General features: G+C 42.1%; 15 protein-coding genes. All 15 read right to left on the reverse strand.

The window, feature by feature from the left end:
- Positions 1-341: 341 nt before the first annotated feature.
- Positions 342-1,820, reverse strand: a complete 1,479-nt coding sequence (locus AAHB15_RS20995) for an amino acid permease (RefSeq protein ID WP_446715890.1) — start codon at positions 1,818-1,820, stop codon at positions 342-344.
- 180 nt (positions 1,821-2,000) lie between these two features.
- On the reverse strand, positions 2,001-2,279 hold the full coding sequence (locus tag AAHB15_RS21000) for a YokU family protein (RefSeq protein ID WP_144566499.1): 279 nt from the start codon (positions 2,277-2,279) through the stop codon (positions 2,001-2,003).
- Positions 2,280-2,281: 2 nt separating this feature from the next.
- A complete protein-coding gene (kamA, locus tag AAHB15_RS21005) occupies positions 2,282-3,691 on the reverse strand; it encodes a lysine 2,3-aminomutase (protein ID WP_335574470.1) in 1,410 nt (469 codons plus the stop codon).
- Between the two features lie 59 nt (positions 3,692-3,750).
- Positions 3,751-4,230 (reverse strand): GNAT family N-acetyltransferase, encoded by a 480-nt coding sequence (locus tag AAHB15_RS21010; RefSeq protein ID WP_342043247.1) that lies wholly within the window; start codon positions 4,228-4,230, stop codon positions 3,751-3,753.
- The gene (locus AAHB15_RS21015) at positions 4,218-5,738 is read right to left on the reverse strand and encodes a M81 family metallopeptidase (RefSeq protein WP_342043248.1); all 1,521 of its coding nucleotides are present in this window, start codon (positions 5,736-5,738) and stop codon (positions 4,218-4,220) included. Before AAHB15_RS21015 ends, AAHB15_RS21010 begins: the two co-directional genes overlap by 13 nt.
- Before the next feature lie 68 nt (positions 5,739-5,806).
- Positions 5,807-7,267: an aldehyde dehydrogenase family protein gene (locus AAHB15_RS21020; protein WP_342043249.1), complete on the reverse strand. Its 1,461-nt coding sequence runs from the start codon at positions 7,265-7,267 to the stop codon at positions 5,807-5,809.
- A gap of 40 nt (positions 7,268-7,307) precedes the next feature.
- Positions 7,308-8,603: an aspartate aminotransferase family protein gene (locus AAHB15_RS21025; protein ID WP_144566504.1), complete on the reverse strand. Its 1,296-nt coding sequence runs from the start codon at positions 8,601-8,603 to the stop codon at positions 7,308-7,310.
- A complete protein-coding gene (locus AAHB15_RS21030; RefSeq protein WP_342043250.1) occupies positions 8,587-9,972 on the reverse strand; it encodes an aspartate aminotransferase family protein in 1,386 nt (461 codons plus the stop codon). The genes AAHB15_RS21025 and AAHB15_RS21030 overlap by 17 nt, the downstream gene beginning before the upstream one ends.
- Entirely contained in the window at positions 9,960-11,150 is a 1,191-nt protein-coding gene (locus tag AAHB15_RS21035; RefSeq protein WP_342043251.1) for a thiolase family protein, read from the reverse strand. Before AAHB15_RS21035 ends, AAHB15_RS21030 begins: the two co-directional genes overlap by 13 nt.
- Positions 11,150-11,812: a 3-oxoacid CoA-transferase subunit B gene (locus AAHB15_RS21040; RefSeq protein WP_335574464.1), complete on the reverse strand. Its 663-nt coding sequence runs from the start codon at positions 11,810-11,812 to the stop codon at positions 11,150-11,152. The genes AAHB15_RS21035 and AAHB15_RS21040 overlap by 1 nt, the downstream gene beginning before the upstream one ends.
- 1 nt (position 11,813) lies before the next feature.
- A complete protein-coding gene (locus AAHB15_RS21045) occupies positions 11,814-12,470 on the reverse strand; it encodes a CoA transferase subunit A (RefSeq protein WP_335574463.1) in 657 nt (218 codons plus the stop codon).
- A gap of 187 nt (positions 12,471-12,657) precedes the next feature.
- A complete protein-coding gene (locus AAHB15_RS21050; protein ID WP_335574462.1) occupies positions 12,658-12,987 on the reverse strand; it encodes a DUF3870 domain-containing protein in 330 nt (109 codons plus the stop codon).
- A 217-nt stretch (positions 12,988-13,204) separates the two neighbouring features.
- Complete coding sequence (gene pdxS, locus AAHB15_RS21055) at positions 13,205-14,086, reverse strand: pyridoxal 5'-phosphate synthase lyase subunit PdxS (protein ID WP_342043252.1); 882 nt, start codon at positions 14,084-14,086, stop codon at positions 13,205-13,207.
- An 815-nt stretch (positions 14,087-14,901) separates the two neighbouring features.
- A complete protein-coding gene (locus AAHB15_RS21060; protein WP_335574460.1) occupies positions 14,902-16,446 on the reverse strand; it encodes a glycosyltransferase in 1,545 nt (514 codons plus the stop codon).
- Positions 16,447-17,282: 836 nt separating this feature from the next.
- On the reverse strand, positions 17,283-17,951 hold the full coding sequence (locus AAHB15_RS21065) for a BclA C-terminal domain-containing protein (RefSeq protein ID WP_342043253.1): 669 nt from the start codon (positions 17,949-17,951) through the stop codon (positions 17,283-17,285).
- Positions 17,952-17,956: the final 5 nt, after the last annotated feature.

Here is a 17,956-nt window from a genome sequence, read left to right on the forward strand (position 1 = left end):
ATCGGTAAAAACTGTTCTTTCAACCGATTTATACCAAACTCATAAAAACATTGAGCATCAAAATACTTTTGGCGGGACTGCGCGGGAATCGAGCCCACCAAACCTAGCACGTAGATCTCAAGCAATTTTGAAGACTGTCGAGGACACCAGTGGTCAAATCAGCTTCATAATTTTGAGTAACATCAAAGGATATCGGCAGTCTCTTGATTTTTTTTAGACCGTTTTCCCTCAACCTCTACTCTCCCCTTCCTGAATAGAGGTTTCTATTCTAATACCGCTTAAAATAAATCTAGGCCTATAATTAGTTGCGGAGTGAAACGAATAACGCATCTCTAATATGACTACTTCTCTTCAAAAGAACATTCCTTTAGTGGAACGATCTTCGTTTTATGAATTACTTTATACCCAAGCCATACTGCCAAGAAGATTGGTAAACCAATATAAGAAACGGCTACTCCATACCAATCAATCTTACTAGTTATAAAAGCTTGATAATTTTGACCAAAAATGACAAAGACACAAATAGCAAAAGCGAGAATCGGACCCAATGGGAACCATTTGGCTCTAAATTTCAAATCTTTTATGTCCTTGCCCTGGGCCATATATGCTTTTCTAAAGCGGTAGTGGCTGACAGCAATTCCAATCCATGCAATAAATCCAGTTAAACCAGACGCATTTAATAACCATGTATACACTTGATCTCCAAATATCGAACTTAAAAAGGCCAAGCCTCCGATAATGGTCGTTGTGACAAGGGCGTTCATTGGAATCCCGCGATTATTTACACTTTGCAAAAATTTTGGTGCCTGTCCGTCCTTTGCCATCGACCAAAGCATTCGAGTCGACGCATATAAACCAGAAGTCCCTGCCGATAAGACCGATGTCAAAATGACCGTATTCATCACCGATGCCGCAAATGCAATGCCCACTTTCTCAAATACAAGGGTAAAAGGGCTGACAGCGATATTATCGACATCCCTGCCCAACAGATTAGGACTTGTATAAGGAATAATAAGGCCAATGACAGCAATGGCGATAATATAGAACAGAAGAATACGCCAGAATACTTGTCGAATCGCCTTTGGTACGTTTTTCTCCGGCTCTTCACTTTCTCCTGCAGCAATCCCCACAAGTTCCGTTCCTTGGAAAGAAAAACCTGCGATGAAAAAAATACTTAAAATGGATAAAAGACCGCCATGAACCGGAGCATCGCCTAAAGTAAAGTTTTTAAACCCGATAAACTTTCCGCCCAGAATACCGAAAATGGTGAGCAAACCGACTCCAATGAAAACAATGATTGTCACTACTTTTATCAACGAGAACCAATACTCGGATTCTCCGTAACTTTTAACCGACAACGCATTCAATAAAAATATTAATCCTAAAAAAAGTGCACTCCATAGGATGCTCGGTACATCCGGAAACCAAAACTTCATTATAATAGCGGATGCAACTATTTCAACCGCAAGTGTAACGGCCCAGTTAAACCAATAGTTCCAACCAAGCGCAAAACCAAATGCCGGATCAACAAAACGGCTGGCATATGTTGAAAAAGATCCCGAAACCGGTATTAACGTAGCCATTTCTCCGAGACTAGTCATCAAAAAGTAGACCATAATGCCAATAGCTCCATACGCAATTAGCGCGCCACCTGGTCCAGCCGTTTGAATGGACGCCCCTGTTGCTAAAAATAACCCTGTCCCAATTGACCCTCCAATAGCAATCATCGTCAGGTGACGTGCCTTTAAATTGCGTTTAATTTGCTGTTCGCCCTCTATATTATTTTGATTTTTCTGATTTTTATTTGTATAGCTTTTGATTGCTTCCATGTCTTGTCTCCCTTCCATTTTGAACACTTAGAATCTATCTAACTATAAGAATCTATTATTGCAGATTGTTTGGACAATTTATCCCTTCTTGAAGATAGCAGGGATAAATTGTCCATGAGAATAAAAGTTCATTGCTGGTGTTATCGAAAAACGGGAGACGGCTCGCTATTTTTATTTGGAAAAATCAAAGTAGTTTCGCTTCAATAAGCGCGGAGCAGCCATTAGCGTTTCATACTTCATACTTTTTTCAAGCATGGAAGAATCAATCAAATATAGCTGATCCTCAATTTCTTTTACCGTTGTATCTGTTTGATAGTTCATTCCACATTCCAGGCATAGAATGGATGGTGTGCCCTGAATTTCAATTACTTTTGTTCCATCGGGAAGTTCCCAATACACTGTGTTGCTCGTTTCACGTACTGTTTCGGATTCGCACCATTGACAAATCAACTTTATTCCTCCTTTGCTCCCACAATCTCGTACTTGCTCATTTGCGCCTGGAACTTTTTCTCTTTTAGCTCGTCACGTTTATCGCGTTTATCCTTTAAAGAGCTATGCTCAGGATTTTCCCGGTACGTTTTGCGGCGGTCTAAACGTTTCAAACCTTCTGGGGTCAAGTTAAATTTCGTATCATCAATAAGCGACAGAACACCATTGCTTTCAAACTTTTCAAATACTTCAGGATAAACCTTTTTATAATAATCTTCTGCACTGCCTGCCACATAGTTTAGCGGTTCAGGATAAGAGGTAATGACACCTTCAAAGTTACGTAATACGACTTTATTGGAGCTTTGAGAAATAATGTAGTTTGGCTGCAATGGAATTTTACCGCCTCCGCCAGGGGCATCAACGATAAATGTCGGAACGGCATATCCCGATGTATGGCCGCGAAGTCCTTCCATGATTTCCAATCCTTTACTGATTGGGGCACGGAAATGGCCAATCCCCTCTGATAAATCGCATTGGTAAATGTAATATGGACGAACACGAATTTTAACAAGATCATGCATAAGCTGTTTCATGATTGGAACACTGTCATTGATCCCTGCTAAAATAACCGCCTGATTACCAACCGGAACACCAGCGTTTGCCAGCATTTCACAAGCGCGCTTCGATTCTTCTGTAATTTCTATGGATGTATTGAAATGTGTATTTAGCCAAACTGGATGATACTTTTTCAAGATATTACAAAGATTTTCGGTAATTCGCTGCGGGAACACGACAGGTGCCCGTGTACCGATGCGAATAATTTCAACATGCGGAACCTCACGTAAATTTTTTAAAATATATTCTAAAATATTGTCATTGATAAGGAGACCGTCTCCTCCAGAAATTAACACATCTCTGATTTGCGGATTTGATGCAATATAATTTATCGCTGTGTCTAACTGTTTCTTTGGCACGCCCATTCCAATTTGTCCGGAAAAACGTCTTCTGGTACAGTAACGGCAGTACATGGAGCATTGATTTGTTACCAAGAACAGCACACGATCAGGATAACGATGGGTTAACCCTGGTACTGGTGAATCTTCATCTTCGTGAAGGGGATCTTCTAAATCATATTTTGTTTTATGCAATTCCTGAGAAATCGGCACAGACTGCATTCTAACCGGACATCTTGAATCATCCTGATCCATAAGCGATGCATAATATGGCGTGATATTTAATGGAATTGTTTTCGTTGAGATTTTGACGCCTTCTTCTTCCTCAGGTGTTAAGTTAACGACTTTCTTTAAATCTTCTAAATTTTTGATTGTATTCGTCAGCTGCCAAACCCAATCGTTCCATTGCTCATCGGTTACATCCTTCCAAAGCTCGATTTCTTTCCAATGTCTTTTCGGTTTGAATAAAGTGTTTCTCATTAGTAACTCCCCCTAAATTGGTTGATTTTTTATAACCCCTTTAATGAATTCTCTGTTTATTAAGAAATGGAGTATTCCATATAGTAGCGATTTTCGCCTTCTCCAAATTCATCGAATCTCGTCTCTTTTATAGCAAATCCCATTTTTTCATATAGCTTAACAGCTGACTTATTTTCCACGTTGACCGTTAAGCAGACTTTTTGAAATCCATCTTGCTTCAAAATCGGATAAATCTCCTGTAAAAATAATTTCCCTATGCCTTTTCCTTGCTGATCAGAGCGGACATAGAATCCAAAAATGTAGGCTTTATGAATATCGTGGTAAGCTCTCATCACTTCGCAAATCGCAATCGGTCTTGGATCACTTTCCTGCCGATATTGAATGAGTTTCCCATAACGTGTAAGCGGGACAAGTGTTTGTTCATCTACAGCTCCAAATCCCGGAAATGCATCTTTCTCAAGCTCCATCATCATTGCCAGCTGATTCGGCTTCAATGCAGCCGGCACTTCGATATAATAGTTTTTTTTCATTGTTTCCATCGTTCTTTCCCCCTCCGTTCCACTTCATATTCGATATTATCCAGCGGCCAAATTGGCTTAGGAATATTACGATACGTAAATGTTGATAAACAATTGGAAGCAACACCGGGCGCATCCACATAAATGATCCGGCCTACAATTGGTTCAAATGCTGCACGAAAATGATTTTTAGCCTTGAGCGCGAGAATTTTCTTCGTAGATGGTTCAAGCCCGATATGACGAAACATCGCAGGATCATTCGCTGACATCGACCTGCCAATCAGAAGGATATCCATCTGACCAACACGGATGTGTGCCGCTCCCTTTAAATCAACTTTTAAATGCTGATTGAAGGGGCCTGTATTTTGAAATATTCCGTCTGATAGAGCCATTACCGTTGCTTCCACTTGAACGGGTTCCCCAAATTCAGGAGACACTTTCCCCCCAAGGGACAACCATACCTTTTTTCCTACTCCCGCTTTACGACAAAGCTCGATCGATTTGGGATCGTAGATGCCTCCGAACAATGTGTCCGGAATATCGAGCATCACCATTTCCCGGAGAAGCTCCGTTGTATCGCCGCTCCCGCAGCTTAAAGGATTATCTGATATATCTGCCAGAACGACTGGACGATTGTCTTCAATAGATAGCGCTAATTCCAGCCCTTCCTTTACACTGGGTAAATCGATGATAAATTCTTCTTTGACACTCCAGAACAAGGAAGCCATCCTTTTGGCTGTCTCTTCTCCTTTTTTCGGATCAAGCGAAACAACTAGTACACTTGCACCGACCATGGGGATGTCCGAATAAGGAAAGCCGCCAAATACGGATACATTCTCAATTCCTGCTTCCTGTTCGGCAAGTTTTGCCCACTCGATCATTTTGTGCATCGGCCCTTCTGAAGTTCTCATATTGATAGAAGGGAGCATCATTGGCAATTTTTCAAATGAAGCATAATAATTTACCCCTTCCTTTAATTGCTTCATTAAAGCCTTTGCTGCATGAACGCCTTGGTCATACATATCAACATGGGGATAGGTTTTAAAGCCAAAATGTAGTGGTGTGTAATGAATCATTTTTTCACTTAAATTGGCATGCATATCTAGTGTTGTAGAAATCGGGATCCGCGGACCAAGAAACTCCCGAATTTTACCCAGTAAATGCTCTTCCGGATCAAAGAGATCTTCCACAACCATTGCTCCATGCAATGCCAGCAATAAACCGTCCAGCCTTCCCGTCTGTTGGATCGACTCGAGCATTTGTTTTTCGATAATCGAGTACGCTTCGATTGATACGACCCCGGAGGGAATCGCAGCCGCACACACTAGAGGTACAATTTCGACATCCTTTTCTTGTTCCAATACATCCAAAAACCCGCCCACTTCCGTTTTCGTGCCCGTATAGGCATCATAAATTTCATTGCCAATAAAGTAGCCTTCATGGCGAAACTGTTCGATTTCAGTCTTTATTGGGCTGAAACTGTGGGATTCATGGTAAAAGAATGCGATACCGATACGATGTTCTTTCATATTCTCCCCCCTCGGATATATGAAGTTATTAATATAGTCTCCCTGAACTTCCCTGTCCGTTTTGAAAATTAATAAGTTGTATAAATCGACTTCCACTCTGTCATGACATCAAATACATGATGGGATACTTCACGGTGACCGTTTCCGGACATTTTCATTCCTCCAAATGCCACGCCCATCTCAGCATTGGATGTGCCGTTATTAATATAGACAAGTCCGCTTACCGCTTCCTTGGCAGCACGGTTTGCAAAGTGTAAACTTTGAGTATAAATAGAAGTCGACAACCCATAAATGGTCCCGTTATTTACCCTTATGGCTTCCTCATATGAATCCACTTCAATGATGGCAAGAACAGGGCCAAATATTTCTTCCTGTGCAATGGTATCCTCCGATTTGACATTTTCAATGATGGTGGGTTCATAATAAAAGCCTCCCAATTCATTGACACGCTGACCGCCTGATACAATTTTCCCGCCTTCTTCGATCGCTTTTTTCACATATTGTTCAACTATATGAAGCTGATCTTCATTTACGAGTGGGCCCACTTGTATCCCTTCTTCAAGTCCATTTCCTATTTTCATAGACTTTGTTAATTCCACTACTTTTTGTAAAAGCAATTCCTTTACCGGACGCTCCACGATTACCCTGCTTGCTGCTGTACAGCGCTGGCCAGTTGTCGTAAACGCAGATTTTACAATTCCGTCTGCCGCTTTTCCCAAGTCGGCATCCTTCAAGACAATCACGGCGTTTTTTCCTCCGAGCTCCAATGAAATACGTTTTAACGTTTTACTACTCATTTCACACAGCTGTTGTCCGACTTCAGTTGAACCCGTAAACGAAATGACTTTCACATCCGGATGCTCTGCAAGTCTTTGTCCCACAATTCTTCCCGAACCTGTAATTAAGTTAACAACCCCCGCAGGAAATCCAGCTTCATCCAAGACTTCCACAAAAATCTTTGCCGATAAGGCAACCTCGGAGGCAGGCTTCCATACGACCGTATTCCCAGCAATCAGGGCGGAAAAGATTTTGTAGGAAGCAAGCGCAACCGGGAAATTCCAAGGAGTAATGCACGCGACAACTCCAAGAGGTTCACGAACCATTGTTACGTTGCGGTCCTGAAAACCTGCAGGGACTATTTCTCCAAAGAGGCGTCGTCCCTCACCGGCCATGTACTGAGCAGTTGCGATGACGACCCCTGCTTCACCTAAAGACTCAGACAGTACTTTGCCCATCTCCATTGTCATGACACGAGCAAGTTCGTCTTTTCGCTTTTCAAACAATTGAGCTGCTTTCGTTAAATATGCCGCTCGTTCTGGAATGGGGGTGTTCTTCCATTTTAAATAGGCAGCATTCGCTATTTCGACAGCATCATCCACTTGTTCTGTTGTAGCAGCCGCACAAATGCCAACAAGTTCACCTGTTGCAGGATTTAAACTATTAAAATACGATTGATCGGGCGCAGTTACCCATTCTCCATTTATATAAAGATCTCCCTGAAGAACATCTGTTTTTATTTGGCTAGACATAAGCTAGACCTCCTTTTGTGGTATTTCGAGGAAATGACAATTAGTTTCCTGAAATGCTTTCAGTGATCACATCTTCTAAAATCGTTAATCCTATGTTCAGCACATCTTCTTGAATATTAAGCGGCAGCATTAATCGGATTGTTTGCCCGCTTACGCCGCAATTCATAATAAGCAAACCATTTTCCAGTGCCTTTGATTTAATTTTAGGTACATAGTAAGGAGCAGATTGCGAATCGAATTCAATGCCGATCATCATACCGACTCCACGGACTTCAACAATACCTGGTAAATGACCGATCGAGCTTTGTAGCCTGCGCACAATTTCCGCACCTAGTTTTGCACTGCGTTCGACTAACTTTTCTTCCTCAATAACCTCGATGTTTGCCAATGCCGCTGCACAAGAAACCGGATTCCCCCCAAATGTCGAACCGTGGCCTGCCGTCGGCCATTTTTCATGCAGCTCGCGGCTTGCCACAATCGCACCAAGAGGCATCCCGCCAGAAAGGGCTTTTGCCAGTACCAAAATATCAGGAGTGACATTCGCATGCTCTGCCGCGAACATTTTGCCGGTCCGGCCAAATCCTGTTTGTACTTCATCAAAGATAAGCAAAATGCCATGTTCCTCTGTCATCTTTCTTAACGCCCGCAAGAAGCTTGGCGGTGCTGGATAATAGCCGCCTTCCCCCATTACCGGTTCAATGATGATTGCGGCTACTCGTGAAGGGTCGACGCGTAAATCAAACAATTTCTGAAGCTGATTCAAGCAATATTCTTCAACTTCTTCTTCTCTAATGTTTTTTAACTGGCTGGGATACGGATATGGTGCATGATACACTTCGCCTAAAATCGGTTCATAATAACGGCGGTATTTAGAGCTTGAGGCCGTTATGGCTGTAGCTCCTAATGTTCGGCCATGAAACGATCCTTCAAAAGCAATAATCGCTGGTCTGCCTGTTGCCGCTTTTGCCAGTTTAAGAGCCCCATCAATTGCTTCAGCTCCAGAATTGGAGAAAAAGACGGTGTCTAAATTTCCAGGAGTGATGTGTGCAAGCTTTTCTGCCAAATTTGCCGCCGTTTCATAATAACCATAATTCAATCCCAGATGTATCAAGGCTTCTGCCTGCTTTTGAATCGCCTCGACCATTTTTTTATTCGTATGCCCGACAGCGTTGACAGCGACTCCGGAAACAAAATCGATATATTCCTTTCCGTCCATCGTCCAAAATTTCGCGCCATGCGCTTTTTCAATGACAAGCTCGGTCACCCTTGTCATAACCGGTGATAAATGTTTTTTGGCTTTTTCTTGGATTTCTGCTGTTTTATTTTGTAATTTCATAGAGTTCATCCTTTCTTAATTGAAGCTTGAATATGGTGAATGATTCATCTAGAATTCTTACAATCTCATCCATTTCTGTTTTGGTAACATTTAAAGGAGGGCTAATGATAAGGTGTTCCCCCTTTGTGCCGTCAATCGAACCGGAACCGGGGTAAAAAACTGCACCGAGCTCCATGGCAATTCCATTCAATCTTTCAGCCGCTTTTTCAGCTGGATCGAACAATAGATCCTGTTCACGATCCTTCACAAGCTCGATACCCATTAAAAGCCCTCTACCACGTACATCAGAGATAAAAGCGTGTTTTTGCTTCAACTCCAAAAGCCGGTTGAAAAGGTAAAGACCTTGTTTTTTGACGTTTTCGAGCACCGATTCCTGCTTATATACGTCCAATGCGGCTAGACCGGCTGCAACCGCTACGGGATGCCCGCTATATGTGTAACCGTGAATGAATTTCCCGTCGCTGTTTTCAATGATCCCTTCGATTACCTGATCATGAACAATCATTCCGGCAAGCGGGGCATATCCCGCTGATACCCCTTTTCCAAAAGTAATGATATCCGGAACGATCCCTATCTGTTCTGTCGCAAAGTTGGTGCCGGTACGACCGAATCCAGTCATCACTTCATCAATAATTAAAAGAATTTGATAACGGTCACACAGCTCCCGAACTTTCTTAAAATACCCGAGCGGCGGCGGAACAGCTCCTTGCTGGCTTCCGACAATCGGTTCGGCTATAAACGCCGAAACGTTCTCAGGCCCGAGCTCTAAAATCGATCTTTCAATATCCGTAACGCACGTCCAGTTTTGTTTCGAAAGACAGTCATCCTTTTGACGATCATACGGACATCGATGGCAGTACGGAGAATAGACATGGGCATAGTTTAAAAGATTAGGGGTGTAGGCGTGCCTGCGTTTGACGTCCCCTCCTGCTGATAAAGAACCAATTGTGTTACCGTGATACGACTGCCATCTACCTATGACAATATGTTTTTGATGTCTGCCGGCATCCCGATGATATTGTCTTGCCAGCTTCAGTGCACTTTCATTTGCTTCGGAACCGCCGGTTGTAAAATACACCTTATTTAAATGATCCGGCGCCATTTTTCCGATTGTTTCGGCCAGCAGATGGAGCGCTTTTGTCTCGAAACGCATGGTATGGACGAAAGCTGCTTTTTTTGCTTGTTCTGCCATGGCCTCTCCGATGGACGTTATTCCATGGCCCAGGTTGGCTGCCACTGCCCCCGAACAGGCATCCAAATATTTTTTCCCGCTTTCATCGAAGAGATAGGAGCCTTCACCGTGGGTAATAATCGGATATTTCTTTTTTAAATCACGATGAAACACGTAGTCTTTTTTTATTCCATCCATCTTTCCACCACCATAGCCATTCCTAATCCCCCTGCGACACAAATCGTTGCAAGGCCAAATTGCCGCTTTTGTTTTTCAAGCTCATGACACAATGTAGTGACGATCCTTGCACCGGAGCATCCAAGTGGATGCCCTAAGGCGATCGCCCCTCCATTTACATTGACGTTGTCTCCTTTTATGCCCCATTCTCGTAAACAGGCAAGACTTTGCGCAGCGAATGCCTCATTTAATTCAATCAAATCGATATCTTCCATACGGAGCCCCGCCTTTTTCAATGCCATTTGGGATGCCGGAACAGGACTGATTCCCATTTCTTTTGGCGATACACCCACTGCAGCAAAGGAACGAATCCTTGCCATCGGGACAACTCCGAGTTGTTTCGCCTTTGCTTCAGACATCAACAGCAGCATCGAGCCACCATCATTTCTTCCGGATGAATTTCCGGCTGTTACCGAACCATCCATTTGAAACACAGGCCTTAATGTTCCAAGTGTTTCAATTTCCGTTAATCTGGGGTGCTCATCTGTCGCAAAGTTTCTGATCCCTGTTTTTCCTTCCTTTACCGGAACAGGAATGATTTCTTCTTCAAAACGACCCATTTCAATGGCGCGTTTCGCTTTCTGCTGGCTTTTATAAGCAAATTCGTCTTGTTCCTGGCGGCTAATGTTATATTTTTCAACTAGCCATTCTGCTGTTTGCCCCATCGTGAAGCGGCCGTATATCTCCTCCGGCTGGGATCTTGGCTGACTTTCCGTATTGGAATCGTACAATGTGATATCTCCCATCTTTGGTCCGAATCGATTGCCAACCGAATAATGAGGAGCTTGTGACATACTTTCAACTCCTCCTGCTAACACAACGCTCGCCTGGCCCGCCAAAATCGACATAGCTCCGTTTATGACCGCCTGCATTCCCGAGCCGCACTGCCGATGGACCGTATAAGCAGGAAGAGATTCAGGAAAATGCGCCAATAGTGCAGCGACCCTTGCGATATTCGGAGCATGGGCACTCTGCTTTGTTTGCCCGACGATGACTTCATCGACAATATTGGCACCGTAACCGGAAGCGGAAAGGTTATTTTTCATAATCAGGGAAACCAGCTCTTCTGGACGAGTGTTCACCAGTGACCCGCCAAAGCTTCCGATGGCAGTACGAAAGGCATTTACAATGACAACCACTACACGGTCACCTCTTTGCTGTTTTTGAATGACTCAGGAATATGGAAAGGTGCATCCGTTTTCTGCTCCACTTCCCTGAGGGAAACCCCAGGGGACAGCTCGATTAGATGAAGTCCATCTGCCTTCACAGTAAAAACCGCCAAATCAGTAATAATTAAATCCACTATTCGTTCCGATGTTATTGGATAGGTTAATTCCTTGACGATTTTTGGCCCCCCCTCGGTATTTGTATGCTTCGTGGTAACAATCACCTTCTTGGAGCCCTCCAATAAATCCATTGCCCCACCAACACCCAGAACACTTTTTCCTGGTACGGCCCAATTAGCAATCCGTCCATTGGCATCGATTTGCAGTGCACCAAGAATGGAGACACTTACATGCCCTCCGCGAATCATCGCAAAGGAGGAAGCGCTATCAAAAAAGGATGCTCCTTCTAATACCGAAACGGGTAGTTTCCCTGCATTGACTAGATTTGGGTCCGTATGCTCCAGATCTGGAGAAGGACCTACTCCAAGAATGCCGTTTTCTGAATGTAAAAAGACTTTGATATCTGATGGAATATAATCAGCCACCAGCGTTGGAATCCCAATCCCCAAATTGACGATATTGCCAGGTTTTAATTCTTTTGCTGCCCTTGCAGCAATGAATTGTTTTGGATTCATGCTAGTTCCCTTCCTTTACAACGATATAATCCACGTATAAATGAGGGGTCACAATTTCTTCAGGAGAAATTCTCCCTGCCTCCACCATCTCGTCAACCTCTGCAATCACAACATTTGCAGCTGTTGCCATCATTGGATTAAAGTTTCTTGCTGATTGGTTGTAAATGAGATTTCCTAATTGATCCGCTTTTTTCGCTTTTATGAAAGCAAAATCGGCTTTAATTGGCTCCTGGAACACATATTTTTTACCGTTAAGGGCTCTCACTTCTTTGGTTTCGGCGATTTTCGTTCCGACACTGACCGGTGTATAAAACCCCCCGATTCCGGCACCGCCTGCCCGGATAGCCTCAGACATCGTTCCCTGCGGAAGAAGTTCCACCTCCAATTCTTGATCCTGATAGGCTTTCACGACCTCAGGGTTAGAGGTAAAGTAGGAACCGATCGCCTTTTTCACTTGTTTTTGCCGTACTAAGACTCCAAGACCTCTCCCCGGCTCTCCAAGGTTATTACTAATAATCTCTAAGTCTTTCACGTCTTCTTTAGCCAAAGCGTCAATTAAACTGAGCGGACATCCTACAAGTCCAAATCCTCCTACCATAATCCGTGAGCCGCTTTTAACCATTTTTACAGCTTCAGCGCATGTAATCAGCTTGCTCATCCTTTTCCCTTCCTCCTCTTGGCTTTTTGTGTGTTTTAACGGTTTGGAAAAATAAAAAACCGGACAAAACATAAATCCTCCATAAAGAATGCGTTCTAAAGAACATTCCTTACAAAGTGTTCATGTTTGCCCGGTTTTAATAAGACCATGGGAAGAGGTCATCTTCCCACTTTATTATAACCAAACGTTATGTATTCTGTTGCTTGATGTTATCCCAGTAACGTTGAACTGCCGCCTGAAGGGCCACAATGATCGCTTGCTGGGATGGAGCAAAATAAAAGCTTTGAATTCGTTCTATCAGCGGCTCAACACCGTCTCGAAGACAGTAACCAATCAGTAGTTTTTGAAAATAGTTTTTCGTTAGTTCTGTTACGAATGTAAATTCGGCGCCGATAATTTTATGCTCTTTCAGTTCCACTTCGAGTACAATTCCCGCATGCTTATACATTTCATACATGGAGGTACCCTGTGGAGCCTTTGCATATCCTGTAACAATCACTGTTTCCAGTGTTTGCATGCCCCTAATCCTCCTTTCAAAAACCAACTGATCATATTTCTAACACGAGTATACGGGTCAGAAAAAACTATGTCAATAATAATATTCTAAATTTTCAAATATGTTAAAGCGCTTTCAATATCTAGAAACAACTTATGACTATTTTTTTTATCCTATAATAATATATAAATTATTATCTCTTATTTGAAAAAACCCTTCCAAAAAGATTAAAAATTTATTACCAACCACGTTCCTGCATACGCGCTTCAGGAGACAGAGTTGAAATTTCAATACCTTTCATTGCAATTCCAAGATTTTTTGAAATCTCTGCAATTAGGTGATAATCCTGGTAGTGGGTTGTTGCTTCCACGATAGCTCTAGCGAATTTTGCTGGGTTATCAGATTTGAAGATTCCGGAACCAACAAATACACCATCAGCACCTAACTGTATCATAAGTGCAGCATCAGCAGGTGTTGCTACTCCACCAGCCGCAAAGTTTACTACAGGTAGGCGTCCAAGCTGTTTAATCTCAACAAGAAGTTCATATGGAGCTCCTAGTAACTTAGCCTCTGTCATCAATTCATCTTCACTCATTGAAACGACTTTACTTACTTGTGCATTTACCTTACGGATATGACGAACTGCTTCTACGATATTACCAGTTCCCGGCTCTCCTTTTGTACGAAGCATGGATGCACCTTCACCAATACGGCGAGCTGCTTCTCCTAGATCACGGCAGCCACAAACAAATGGTACAGTGTAAACTTTTTTATTTAGATGGTATTCTTCATCAGCCGGTGTTAAAACTTCGCTCTCATCAATATAATCAACGCCCATTGCTTCGAGCACCCGGGCTTCAACGATGTGTCCGATACGTGCTTTTGCCATAACCGGAATGGAAACTGCCTTCATAACTTCCTCTGTAATTCGTGGATCTGCCATTCTTGCTACTCCGCCAGCTGCACGGATATCAGAAGGTACGCGCTCCAATGCCATTACAGCTACCGCTCCTGCTTCCTCTGCTATTTTTGCTTGCTCAGCATTCACAACATCCATTATGACGCCGCCCTTTTGCATTTCAGCCATGCCTCTTTTTACACGATCCGTACCTGTATTCATTGTTAATCCCCCTTTGATGATTGTAAATCTTTTCAATTCATTTGTTTTGTTTTCTTATAAATTCATAGAATTCTTCCTGTCACCCCTCTCAAAATGGATAATCTTGCACATTTATCCAAAATATATTTTTCGCTTATAAACATGCAATTACTGTGCCAATATTAAAAACACGTATTTATAAACAATGGTGAAAATAATATGCAAAATTTATTGGCACTACGTTTTTTATTTTTGCGCTTAGACTGCAAAAAAAATTTTTCAATAAATTTAGAAAGAGCTTTTTGATTTAATAAAAGATCCTTTAAAACAACTGGCTCCTTAGAAGGAATTTTTTTTAGAAAAAATACTATTTCAGTAGAAAACAGGCTAAAAGGAGTTGAGATGAAGCAGTCAAGAAGAGGTAATGTTGAATTGGTAGAATTAATGAGATAATGGAGTTTGACACCAAATCATCTGTATTACTTCAAATTAAATTTCCTGTTATATAGAAAAAACCTTGATAACACAATAGTTACCAAGGCTCTGTATGAATCACCTGTGAGGGGTTCGAACCCCCGACCTCAACCCTGTCAATTCTCAATGCAGTGTTTCCTCGAATAATCCTTGGTGTCCAAAACCCTAATAATAGTAAGGTTTTTGGACACCATTTAATTTTAAAATACTTGCTATTTCCTTTGATTATCTGAAGTACGTGACCATTTATGTGACCAAAGTTTTTAACACGGCTGAAAATAATGTAGGCTCCTTAAATTCAGCTGTCTCTTCCACAACAAACAGTATACGTTCTTGTTATCTCTATACTTTTCTAATTCTTATCATTCTTGTAGAGGTTCAGGCAACACAACCACTTTCTCCGTACATGATGAGCAAAATTTGGCATATTGGATACACGTTTCTAATGAATCATTTGGCTCCATAGGCCACCATCGGATCGCTCCCATGGGCGCCGTCGAAGCAAAGGTCTCGATTTCTGCAGGAACACGACCTACAACAACTACTTCGATCTCTTTGAAGTTGGTTTCTATACCCTTTTGCAGAGTCTTAAATAATTGGGTATGCTCATTTGGAGGACAGGAGTGGGGAATAGGAAACAGGATCGAAACTCTGGATAAATCTTCATGAGTGATATGAGCAGATTTCCGTGCAGGATTATCTGTAGTTGTTTCCCATACACGACTATATGGCACATTCTCGGGTAAACCCAGTTCTTTCACTCTAGTATAGATTCTCTCACGATAATAACTGTTTAGTTCTTTTACGAGGATCTGAATCTGCTGATTCCTAGTAAAAGTAGAGTTATCTCCATTTTCATTCCGATATTGGATATAGAGTAAATCGGGTATCGCTACATACTTAGTACAAAGAAATGTCCGAACTAGCATGTCGTAATCGTCTGCAACCAATATTTCTTCTCGGTGGCCTCCAATCAGATGGTAACAATCCCTCGTCCACGCACGAGGATGATTCGGTAAACCGACCAAATGACGAATGGTATTCCCATTGATTGTAGTGTGTTTTTGAACATTTTGCCATCGATTCATTTCGTGAACCCAGACTCGATAGTGCATAATGTATCCAAAACCACAATCCCAACCATACCAATGAGCATCGTGGCTTCCTGCGTAAACCTCTGCACAATCCCCATAAGCAAAGCCACATTCCGGGTGTTGTTGAAATGTATCGACGATTTTCTTTAGACAGTTAGGAGTTAGCTCATCATCATGATCTACTTCTACTAATATTTCCCCTGTACATAGACCTGCCGCATACCGTTTGATTGCCCCTATGTAGCCATTGCGGGAATCTTGGCGATACCTCCTCACACGGGGATCGTCTAAAGGAAGTAAGTCATGGTTGTATGTCTCATCCTCATCACCGGAGTCATCTACAATCACCCATTCCCAATTGGAGTACGTTTGATTCAATAGAGAGCGATAAGGTCGCTGAATTTTTTCTTTGGACTTGTAGCTAGCTGTGAACACGGACACTAAGGGAGTATCTGAAGAAAATCGAGTCGAAGGTATGGTTTTATTTTCAGGGAGAGGATCGGTCGATTTGAGCCAGCAATAAAATAGATTGGATGGTTGGATTTCTGATGGAGAATTGAAATGTAACCAACGTTTTCTCTCTTGTAAAGGTAAGGCATTAAGTGTTCTAAATTCTTCCCACTCCGTTCCTAATGAAATATAGATACGAGGATTTTTAGGATGAATATCCAGTAATGCATCATCAGGTTCGTACAACTTCACTGTAATGCAGCTTTCTGCCAATCTTATTATCAATTCTTCCAATCCATCCATTGAATACTTCTTGGAAACAAATAGATGAGTTGTCAATAGTGGAGTATGATTCGATGACATGTCAATCCCCTTTCAAAAATACCAATATCGATTTATAAATATGAGAAAGTGGAAAATATTACTCCGTGCTATCTCAAAGACAAACCCAGACGTTCATGATGACTTTGTACTATAACACGATCACCGGAGGCTGTTATTTAAACAGAAGGGTTGTTTCATCGCTCCATCGTTGTGCAAAGAATGAAGAAGTCTTTGGTCACCAATGATTTCGAGGGTCACGAGCGAGCTGCGACTCGATTATTTAGAGGATCAATTGAATTTTTCATCAGTTAAAGTCTATTACAAAAGCGTTGGCAAATATTTTGGTCAGCTGCCTCGATTAAATATTTTCCGTATTCATTTTTCATTAAAGGCTTTGCTAAATTATATAAATTTCCTCCTGAGATATAACCCTTTTAATAGGCCATTTCTTCAATACAAGCAATTTTAATGTTTTGAGTTTCCTCGATAAAAGGGAGAAATGTTATTAAGGAAATCAATACACAAAGTGAAAAAGAAAGAATTATTTCAATTGTGAAATCTTAATAGAACAGCGTGGCAATAATTCCGTACTCTTGGTATAAAAATTGAAATAAGGATTTTGCACAACATATTCGAAAATAAAAAAACCTCCCTATGCAAGAGATTTAATAATTATTACGTTATTAATTCTAAAAGTTCATTAGTCATAGGGCTCCCCCATTGTTCGTATCTGTAGATTGTTGAATTGAGCGTTAGAGCCCTGTGAACTTTCCGACATATGTTTTCCATCTATCCACCTAGACTGCTAGATAGAAAGCTTGGAAACAACTTTACAACTTCACTTTAATTTGTGAGAGTTCCATATCCGTTCAAAACTAATTTAATTTTTTAATGACAATAGAAGCATTTACGTTTGTTTGTGTGCCTCCAGCTAAAGTCTGAAGGGTAACTGCTGCAGAAGAACTATGATTTCGAAGGGTTAGAACATCTCCAGCTGATATGGCGATTATAGCCTGACCATTGTTTTGCTGAGTTCCGGCCCCTGAACCATAGACGGTTCCTGCAACAGGTGCACCATTTAAAAATAGTGAGAATTGGTTTGGTTCTACACCTGACACGGAGAAAGTAACCTCGTAGTCTCCCGGAGTGGTAACTAAAATTTGAGAGGTTCCAGGGGCATGCGTAATTCCAGGTGTAATTATTCCATTTGAATCAAAATTGACATTAGCCTCTATAGGCACAACTTGAGCACCGCGATTGTAAATATAACCGTATTGTGATAATCCACCTGCTGCTCCTGTTGCTCCTTGAGGGCCTGCTGCTCCTTGAGGACCTGTTGCTCCTGTTGCTCCTTGAGGGCCTGCTGATCCTTGAGGACCTGTTGCCCCTGTTGCTCCCTGAGGGCCTGCTGATCCTTGAGGACCTGCTGTTCCTTGAGGACCTGCTGCTCCCTGAGGACCTGCTGCTCCCTGAGGACCTGCTGCTCCCTGAGGACCTGCTGCTCCCTGAGGACCTGCTACTCCTCCTGGTATATTTACATTCACTTTAA

The organism is Bacillus sp. OTU2372 (genome assembly GCF_038440275.1).
Taxonomy (GTDB): Bacteria; Bacillota; Bacilli; order Bacillales; family Cytobacillaceae; genus Neobacillus; species Neobacillus bataviensis_B.